The sequence below is a fragment of the uncultured Rikenella sp. genome (assembly GCF_947628055.1).
Classification (GTDB): Bacteria; Bacteroidota; Bacteroidia; order Bacteroidales; family Rikenellaceae; genus Rikenella.
Map to the genome: position 1 here is coordinate 1 of NZ_CANQYJ010000104.1, position 8,522 is coordinate 8,522.

General features: G+C 59.8%; 5 protein-coding genes. 1 reads left to right on the forward strand and 4 read right to left on the reverse strand.

Features of this window, described 5'->3' with window-relative positions; translation table 11 throughout:
- Positions 1 to 839: 839 nt before the first annotated feature.
- Positions 840 to 2,330: a WG repeat-containing protein gene (locus Q0Z93_RS08660; RefSeq protein WP_298064571.1), complete on the forward strand. Its 1,491-nt coding sequence runs from the start codon at positions 840 to 842 to the stop codon at positions 2,328 to 2,330.
- 11 nt (positions 2,331 to 2,341) lie between these two features.
- Here the strand turns inward: Q0Z93_RS08660 and Q0Z93_RS08665 are convergent, their stop codons facing one another.
- From Q0Z93_RS08665 to Q0Z93_RS08680, 4 genes are all read right to left on the reverse strand, one after another.
- On the reverse strand, positions 2,342 to 3,091 hold the full coding sequence (locus tag Q0Z93_RS08665; protein WP_298064572.1) for a hypothetical protein: 750 nt from the start codon (positions 3,089 to 3,091) through the stop codon (positions 2,342 to 2,344).
- A 101-nt stretch (positions 3,092 to 3,192) separates the two neighbouring features.
- Positions 3,193 to 4,581: an NADPH-dependent glutamate synthase gene (gene gltA / locus Q0Z93_RS08670; RefSeq protein WP_298064574.1), complete on the reverse strand. Its 1,389-nt coding sequence runs from the start codon at positions 4,579 to 4,581 to the stop codon at positions 3,193 to 3,195.
- Positions 4,582 to 4,595: 14 nt separating this feature from the next.
- The gene (locus tag Q0Z93_RS08675) at positions 4,596 to 5,474 is read right to left on the reverse strand and encodes a sulfide/dihydroorotate dehydrogenase-like FAD/NAD-binding protein (RefSeq protein ID WP_298064576.1); all 879 of its coding nucleotides are present in this window, start codon (positions 5,472 to 5,474) and stop codon (positions 4,596 to 4,598) included.
- A 161-nt stretch (positions 5,475 to 5,635) separates the two neighbouring features.
- Positions 5,636 to 8,522, reverse strand: a 2,887-nt coding sequence (locus Q0Z93_RS08680; RefSeq protein WP_298064577.1) for a glycoside hydrolase family 2 TIM barrel-domain containing protein, incomplete at its 5' end; no start/stop codon positions are given.

Here is an 8,522-nt window from a genome sequence, read left to right on the forward strand (position 1 = left end):
GATAGGAGTGTGAAGCGCCCCGTTCCTCCCCCCTCCGCCCCCATGGAAATAAATCGCCGGGTTCCCTGACCGGAGATTTCGGGTAGTTTCAATAAAAACGCAACGCGTCTGACCTATGGAGGAGGCGTCTGACCCGTAATAAGGCCGAGAGCGTCCTTGATTACAGCATCTCGGGTGTCCGACCCGAAAATTAACTGTACAATAGTATCCGGCCCGTCGCCAGCCCCCTGAAGGCCGCTGTGCGGCCTTGGCAACTGGGCCTCCGCTGACGCGGAAACCATAATTAACGTAGGTTTTATTGTACGTGTTCGGGAGGGAACTGTTCTCTTTGTGAACAAAGAGAACCAGAAAAACTTTCTGAGATGCTTGCGCATCTCTTGAGCCTGCCGGGTACCCTTGTCTTCGATTTGTCGGGGTGTGGGGAATCGGGCCGATATGATAAGGTTCAGCCCTTAATCGGCCCGATTCCCGCGCCCCGAAACAAATGCAAAGAAAGAGGACTGCGGAGCCTAAGGAGTAGCGCAGCTATCTGAAAGTTTCTTTGGTTCTTTCTTTTCAAAGAAAGAACAGTACCATCCGGCACGGTGCAAAATAAACCTACGGTTAAATAAACTTAGGCCTCTGCGGTGCCGCTCGGTACCGCAAGTCCGGCACAGAGAAATCGCCGACGACATTTCGGAAACATTTGCCAGTGCCTAAAATTAACCTTACATTTACTTGCCGAACCGGGCGGGAAATCCGCAGCGCTCCAAATTCATTGCACCCCTCCCGAAGATTGCCGCAGATCGGGACACGACGAACGCCCGGCAGAAAAGACTGCACCGATCGAATCGCCAGAAATGCTGTACCCCACTACTGTACGTTACTCCGAAACGATCCTGAACCCCGACGGACTGTTTCGCACCCTGACCGGACTTTCCTCGCCCGTACCGCCCGAATTTTCGTCGGGAGCCTACGGAGCCGTGTTCCGGGTGACCGTCGCAGGAAAACCCTGCGCCCTGAAATGCTTCACACGCCACCAGCCCGGCCGCGCGGAAGCCTACCGGCGTATCGCGCGGGCACTGGAACCCCTCCGGAAACAACAGATACCTTATTTGGTACCGTTCCGCTGGTTAGAAGACGAAATCACAGTGTTCGGCGACGACGGCAGCGTTTCCGAACAATCGGTACTGCTGATGGATTGGGTCGAAGGCCGCTCATTGACCCAGGCGATCCACGCGGCCGCCGCCGACTCCGACCGGAGGACACTGCTCCGGTTGTCGGAAGAGTTCGACCGGCTGGCCGTGTGGCTCCTGCGGCAGCCGTTCGCCCACGGCGACCTGAAACCCGACAATATCATGGTCAGACCGGACGGACAGTTAGTGCTGATCGATTACGACGGCCTCTACCTGCCGGAAATGGCGGGAGAGAGGGCCCGTGAAACGGGAACCGAAGGGTTCCGACACCCCGGACGCTCGGAAACAGGCTTCGGAAAACAGATCGACGATTTCCCGATCGCACTCATCAGCTTGGGATTGCGCGCTTTGGCCCGCTGGCCGGAACTGTACGAACGGTTCTGCAACCGGGCGGCCTTATTGTTCGATCCGGCGCGGTTGGCCAAAGGAGAGTGCCCGGGATATAATTACCTGCACGATACGGAATTGTCGAAAGACCCCCTGTTCGCCATGTTAGGTTCGGGCGACGAACGGCTGGAGGGACTGGCACAGGCCTTGGCGCGGGAACCGGCAGGAATTCTGTCGTTCGACTATTGCGGAGAACCGGGGGCGGAAGGCATACGCCTGGTACGCCGGGCCGGCAAATACGGTTTTATGACAGCCGGAGGGAGTGTCGTGGCGGAGTGCGTCTTCGACCGGGCGCGGGAATTTTCGGAAGGGGCGGCGGCGGTGTGCGTGGGCGGGCGGTGGGGATTTATCGGCCCGGCGGGAGAGTGGCTGCGGGAACCGCAGTACGAGGATTGCGGCGACTTCTCGGAAGGATTGGTGCCGATATGTATCGGCGGGAAGTGGGGGTTTGCGGACGGCGCCTTTCGGTTGTTGTCGCGGCCGCGGTTCGACGATGCCTGGCCGTTCGCCGAAGGGCGGGCCTTGGTTCGGAAAGGTTCGCGCTACGGGTATGCCGGGCCGGACGGACGGCTGGCGATCCCGGTGCGCTACGATTTCGCGCAGGGATTCAGCGAGGGGGCGGCATGCGTGATGATGCAAGGCCTTTACGGTTATATCGACCGGCGGGGGCGATGGTTAGTCGAACCGCAGTTCGACTATGCGCGGTCGAAGCATGGCGGCCGGGCGTATGCGGAACGGGACGGAAAGGGCTGCGAGGTCGATTTGTGAAACGAGGCGCGCTAATAAGGGGCCATATAGATGGCGAAGTTCATGCGTACCATAATCGATTTCGTGAGGAACGGTTTTTCGGAATAGCCGCCTATGCAGACGTATTCCGGAAGCCACTGCATCCGGTAGCCGAGAGAGAAGAGGACACCTGTATTACGGCCTAAGCGGACGCTCAGTCCGACAGACGGGGTGACGAGCCAGCCATGGGGCGAAGGGCTGTACTCGTCTTCGTCGTCTTTAAATCCCAAGGCATAGCCCCCCTCGAGCGACAGAAAAGGCTGCGCTTTCCCGGTCGACGGTCCGAAATATCCTCTCACATTGAGGACTAAAGGCCCGTACCAGCGCTTGATGTCGGGCAGGTAATCGAAGTCCCATTTGCCGCCGATCGAAAAATGCGGAGTGATCCGCGCATGATAGGAAATGAAAGAGAGCGAGAGTGCCGCGAGACCTTTTTTACCGAAAGCCGGCCCGTACCCCATGCCGAATTCTATTTGATCGAAGCGGCGGAGTTCGACGTATCGGGATGAGCCGGATGGTGTTCGGGGTGCTGTTTTCTGCTTTATTGAGTCGATGTCCTTAAAGATGAAAAAATAGGAGCGTCCGTCGGACATATTCACGGTCACTCCGAGAGGGTTTCCCGTGACAATCTCGCCTCGGAAAATCGCTCCGTTTTTCAGGTAGACGGCACCGGGCTGCTGGGCCGCCGCCGCGGTTAGGAACAGGCACAGCCAGCCACAGAGGAGAAAGGATTTCGGTTTCATGGTTCGGAGCCGGATTAACGATTTTAAAGATAGAAAAAAGGGGAGAAAATTCTTTCTTCAGTGAAAGAATTTTCTCCCCTTTTTCGGTTCGGTAAACCCGATCAGTTTTTGCTGCGGATATACGCGTCGATCGCCGCCGCCGCCCGGCGTCCCGCCCCCATGGCGAGAATCACCGTCGCCGCTCCCGTCACCGCATCGCCCCCCGCAAAAACCCCCTCGCGTGTGGTCGCCCCCTCGTCCGTCGCCTCGACACAGCCCCGCCGATTCGTCTCCAGCCCCGGCGTCGTGGCCGCGATCAACGGGTTGGGTGACGTCCCCAACGCCATAATGACCACATCGCACGGAATCTCGAACTCCGACCCCGGAATCTCGACCGGCGACCGCCGTCCCGAAGCGTCCGGTTCGCCCAGCTCCATCCGCACGCACCGGATCCCTTTCACCCAGCCGCGCTCGTCGCCCAGTATCTCCGCCGGATTGGTCAGCATCCGGAAGTCGATCCCCTCCTCCTTGGCATGGTGCACCTCCTCGCGCCTGGCCGGCAGCTCGGTTTCTGACCTGCGGTAGACGATAGACGCTTCCGCCCCCAACCGCTTCGCCGTGCGCACGGCGTCCATCGCCACATTTCCTCCCCCGACGACCACCACGCGGCCGCCGGTATAGATCGGCGTATCGTACTGCCGGTCGTAAGCGTGCATCAGATTGGTACGGGTCAGGAACTCATTCGCAGAAACCACCCCGTTCAGGTTTTCCCCCGGAATCCCCATGAATCGCGGCAGCCCCGCCCCCGAGCCGATAAATACGGCTTCAAATCCTTCCTCGTCCATCAATTGATCCACCGTCACCGTCCGCCCCACCACCACATCGGTCTCGATCTTCACCCCCAACCGCCGCACGTTTTCGATTTCAGGCCCCACCACCCGCTCTTTCGGCAGCCGGAATTCCGGAATCCCGTACTGCAATACCCCGCCCGCCCGGTGCAGCACCTCGAAAACCGTCACCCCGTATCCTATTTTCGCCAAATCCGCCGCGCAAGCCAGTCCCGCCGGCCCCGACCCGACTACAGCCACTTTGTGCCCGTTATGCGGCGCGGCCTCCGCCAAAGCCACCCCCTGTTCCCGGCCCCAGTCGCCCACGAACCGCTCTAATTTTCCGATCGCCACCGGCTCGCCCTTCACCCCCAGGATGCACGCCCCCTCGCACTGCGTCTCCTGCGGACAGACCCGTCCGCACACCGACGGCAGCAGCGAATCCTGCGCAATCACCCGCGCCGCCGCAGCCACATCCCCCTCGACGATGCAGTGAATGAAATCCGGAATCTTGACCGACACCGGACACGCCTCCACGCACCTCGGTTTTTTGCAGCCGAGGCAGCGCGTGGCCTCCAGCGACGCCTCTTCCAGATTATAGCCGTAGCACACCTCCTCGAAATTGGTCGCCCGCACTTTCGGGTCTTGTTCCCTGACGGGAACCCGGGGTATCTTGTTTGCCATGATAAGTCTCTTTGTTACAATCCGATATTGCATTTATGCCCTGCGACGCGCTCGGCCTCTGCGGCGCGCCGGCGTTCTTCGATGGTGCGGTACATGCCTTGCCGCCGCATCGCTTCGTCGAAATCGACCTGGTGGGCGTCGAATTCCGGCCCCTCGACGCACGCGAAACGGGTCTTGCCGCCCACCGTCACCCGGCACGCGCCGCACATGCCGGTGCCGTCCACCATCAAGGTATTGAGGCTCGCGATCGTAGGAATCCCCAACTCTTTCGTGGTCAGCGCCACGAATTTCATCATGATCATCGGCCCGATCGCCACCACGCAGTCATAACGGTTGCCCTGCTCCACGACGAGCTCTTTCAACAGATTGGTCACCAGCCCTTTGTATCCTTTCGACCCGTCGTCGGTGGCGATGTGCACGTTCGGGGTCAATGCCCGGAATTCGTCTTCAAACAAAATCAGGCTCTCGTTCTTCGCCCCGATAATCACATCGGCCTGCACGCCACGTTCGGCGAGCCATTTGACCTGCGGATAGACCGGCGCGGCCCCCAATCCTCCCGCCACGAACATGAATTTCGTGGCGGCCAACCGTTCCGGGCTGTAATGGATCAGTTCCGACGGCTGGCCCAGCGGCCCGACGAAGTCGGCGAAGCCGTCCCCCTCGTTCAAAGCCGCAATCCGCATGGTCGAAGCGCCGATCGCCTGTATGAAAATCGTCACGGTGCCTTTCGCGGCGTCGTAATCGCAGATGGTCAGCGGAATCCGCTCCCCTTTCTCGTCGACGATGACGATCAGGAACTGCCCCGGCTGTGCCGCATGCGCCACTCGCGGCGCTTCGACCTCCATCAGGTAGATCGAAGGGGCCAATTCGCTTTTTTTCAGTATTTTAAACATGATGTTTCGTGTGTTTTTCCTGTTTATGGACGAACGAAGGTACGAATTTCAGCGGGATATGGCGGCGGGAATGGCCGGACTGCCGTCTTTCATGATCCGACCCTGCCCGCGGCCGGATATTCCCGCCGGGCTGTAAATCTCCGGATATGATATGCCGCGATTCAGTATTTATATCCCGTTTGCCGTTGTACATTCGAGCCGCTCCTGACCGGCACCAAGGTGAACCCCCACGTATAGTCCCGGGCCGCCGGCAGCTGGTACTGCGGATACGGCTGCGACCACCAGCTGTCATCCCCGCCCAGACCCATCATTTTGTAATCGAGACACAGTTCCACGAAATCGCGCGGGGTGATGTCGTCGATATGCGTCTGCTTCGGCTTGATGTTCCGTCCGGCGGCATCCGAGTGGTCTTCGTCGGGCCGGAAATTGTTCCACTGGTACGGCTTGTCGCTTTCCTGTCCGTCGAAATCCTCCACCGAATTGCGCAGCGCGTTGAACTCCATCCGGTCGTCCGCCTCCACCAGCAGCCCCGGCCCTTTCGACCGATTGAGGGCCAGCCAGCGGGTATCGGTATGGTGCCCCGTTTCCTGCGGCCGCACGTAGTCGAAGTTTTCGACCCCCGCATTGCTGCGGTACAGCCCCACATTCGTTCCGTAATTCCGATCCTGATAATTTTCCTCCGGCCCCCGGCCGAAATATTGCAGCGCCGCCATATCCGCCGGCAGGCGCATCCGCATGCCGAGGCGCGGCAGCTGGCTTTTCGACCCCGGATTGCCCCGGAACGCATACCCCACATGCACCGCCCCGGTCGGGTAAACCCGGTACGTCACCGTCAGGCCGCATCCCTCCGGCAGCGCGTATTTCGCCGTCACGACTGCCGTATTTCCCTGCATGTCAGCAGTTACGGATGAAGCTCTCAGGTTTTTGGAGGCCTCTTTCCAGACTTGCAGCCGGCTGGGCATCTTGCTGCCGTAGTCGTTGTCGGTCGGCGCACGCCAGAAGTTGGGCCGCAAGCCGAAGCCGTCCTGGATGTATTCCAGACTTCCCGTGCGATACGAAACGATATGTCCCGTCGCCCGATCCACCGTGAGACCGAAATTCGGCCCCGCCACGTCGATCTCCTGCGCGCCGTTGTCTACACTCACCTGTCCCTGTGCCGCATAAGTCCGTTTCGGCCCCCGCAGGTGATCCAGCGCGAATTGTTCCGTCGCCACCACGTCGCCCGCCTTGAGCGGCCCGTCCGCCGCCTTGAGCGACACCGTGAAATTGACGAAATATTCCGTCCCCGGCTGCGCCGCGAGCCCTCCGACCGGCACCGAGACGATCCGCGTCTGGTCCGGCGCGAGATCCAGCCCCGCGAATGTCCCCTGCCGCACCACGCGCTCATTGGCGGTGACGGTATACTTCACGTTATATTTGGAAAGATTCGTGAAGTCGTACAGGTTCTTCACCTCGAATTTCCCCGTCGCGAGATCGACGGGCCGGAACCAGACATATTGGTACATCTTTTTGACCTCCGCGATCCCCGGATGGGGCGTCCGATCCGGGCTCACCAAACCGTTGCAGAGGAAATTCCCGTCCGAAGGCCGGTTCTGCCCGAAGTCGCCGCCGTAAGCCCAATAAGGATCCCTGAGGCCTGTCGTGTCTTCGACCCAGATGCCTTGATCGACCCAGTCCCAGATAAATCCGCCCTGCAAGTTCGGATATTGGTAAATCGCCTCCCACATATCCCGGAAACCGCCTGTCGAGTTCCCCATCGCATGGGCATACTCCGACGGGATGTACGGCCGGTCGGTCTCCGTCTGCCCCCACCGTGCGAGGGTGGCCGCCGACGGGTACTGCGGGCAGAAAATGTCGGTGTTCCACTCTAAAATCGCCCGTTCGTACTGCACCGGCCGCAAGGTGTCCATCCCCTTGAGCCACAGATAGGTCTCGTAGAAGTTGTAGCCGTTCCCCGCTTCGTTCCCCAGCGACCAGAACATCACGCTCGGGAAATTCTTGGTCTGGTGGTACATGTTCTGTGTGCGATCCATGTGTTTGGCGAGCCACTGCGGATCGTTCCCTAAGGTCCGCCCTTTGGCCAAGTCGTACCCCATGCCGTGCGACTCGATATTGGCTTCGTTGCAAAGGTAGAACCCGTACTCGTCCGCCAATTCATAGAACCGCCGCTGCTGCGGATAGTGGCACAGCCGGATCGCATTGATGTTGTGGGCTTTCATCAGCCGGAAGTCTTCGCGGATCGTCGCCTCGTCCAGCACATGCCCGGTCTTTTCGTGGTGTTCGTGGTAGTTCACTCCTTTGATATAGACCCGCTTGCCGTTCACATAGTACTGGTTCCCTTTGACTTCGCTCGTCCGGAAACCGACCCGTGCGCTGGTGTACTCCACGAATCGCCCGTCGGCCTTGATTTTCAGCACGAGGTTGTAGAGGTACGGATCTTCCGCACTCCACCGCCGCACGTTCCGGAAGGCGTCCTTGTTCTGCCGCGCCGTCCGGCGGAACCGCACGGTGTCCCTGCCGTAGCCGTCGAGTTCGATCTCTTGGTACGAGTAGTCGACCATCGTTCCGTTGGCATCCTCCAGCTCGAACCAGACCTGCACCGGCCCCGACGGCCGGACGAAGCTGTTGACCATCGCCACATCCACGTTCAGGATCCCGTCGGTATAAGTCGAGTCGAGCGTCGAAACCACATAGAAGTCTTCGATATGTGTCCGCGGCTGCGAGTAGATATAAACGTCGCGCTCGATTCCGCTGAGCCGCCAGAAGTCCTGGCATTCCAGGTAAGAACCGGTGCTCCACCGGTAAATCTCCAGTACGAGGGTGTTCGTTCCGTCGGTCAGGTAGTCGTTGAGTTTGAATTCCGCCGCATCTTTCGAGTCTTCGGAGTACCCCACTTTACGCCCATTGAGATAGACATACACTCCCGACTTCGCTCCTCCGATATGCAGGTAGACGTCCCGGTCTTTGAGCAGCAGCGGCGCTTCAAATGTGGTGCGGTACAGCCCCACTTCGTTGGCCTCCGGCAATTTCGGCGGCACGGGCTTGTAG

Coding starts and splice junctions, on each gene's coding strand:
- Q0Z93_RS08665 (WP_298064572.1), bottom strand. CDS start 3,091: ATGAAACCGAAATCCTTTCTCCTCTGTGGCTGGCTGTGCCTGTTCCTA.
- Q0Z93_RS08660 (WP_298064571.1), top strand. CDS start 840: ATGCTGTACCCCACTACTGTACGTTACTCCGAAACGATCCTGAACCCC.
- Q0Z93_RS08675 (WP_298064576.1), bottom strand. CDS start 5,474: ATGTTTAAAATACTGAAAAAAAGCGAATTGGCCCCTTCGATCTACCTG.
- gltA (WP_298064574.1), bottom strand. CDS start 4,581: ATGGCAAACAAGATACCCCGGGTTCCCGTCAGGGAACAAGACCCGAAA.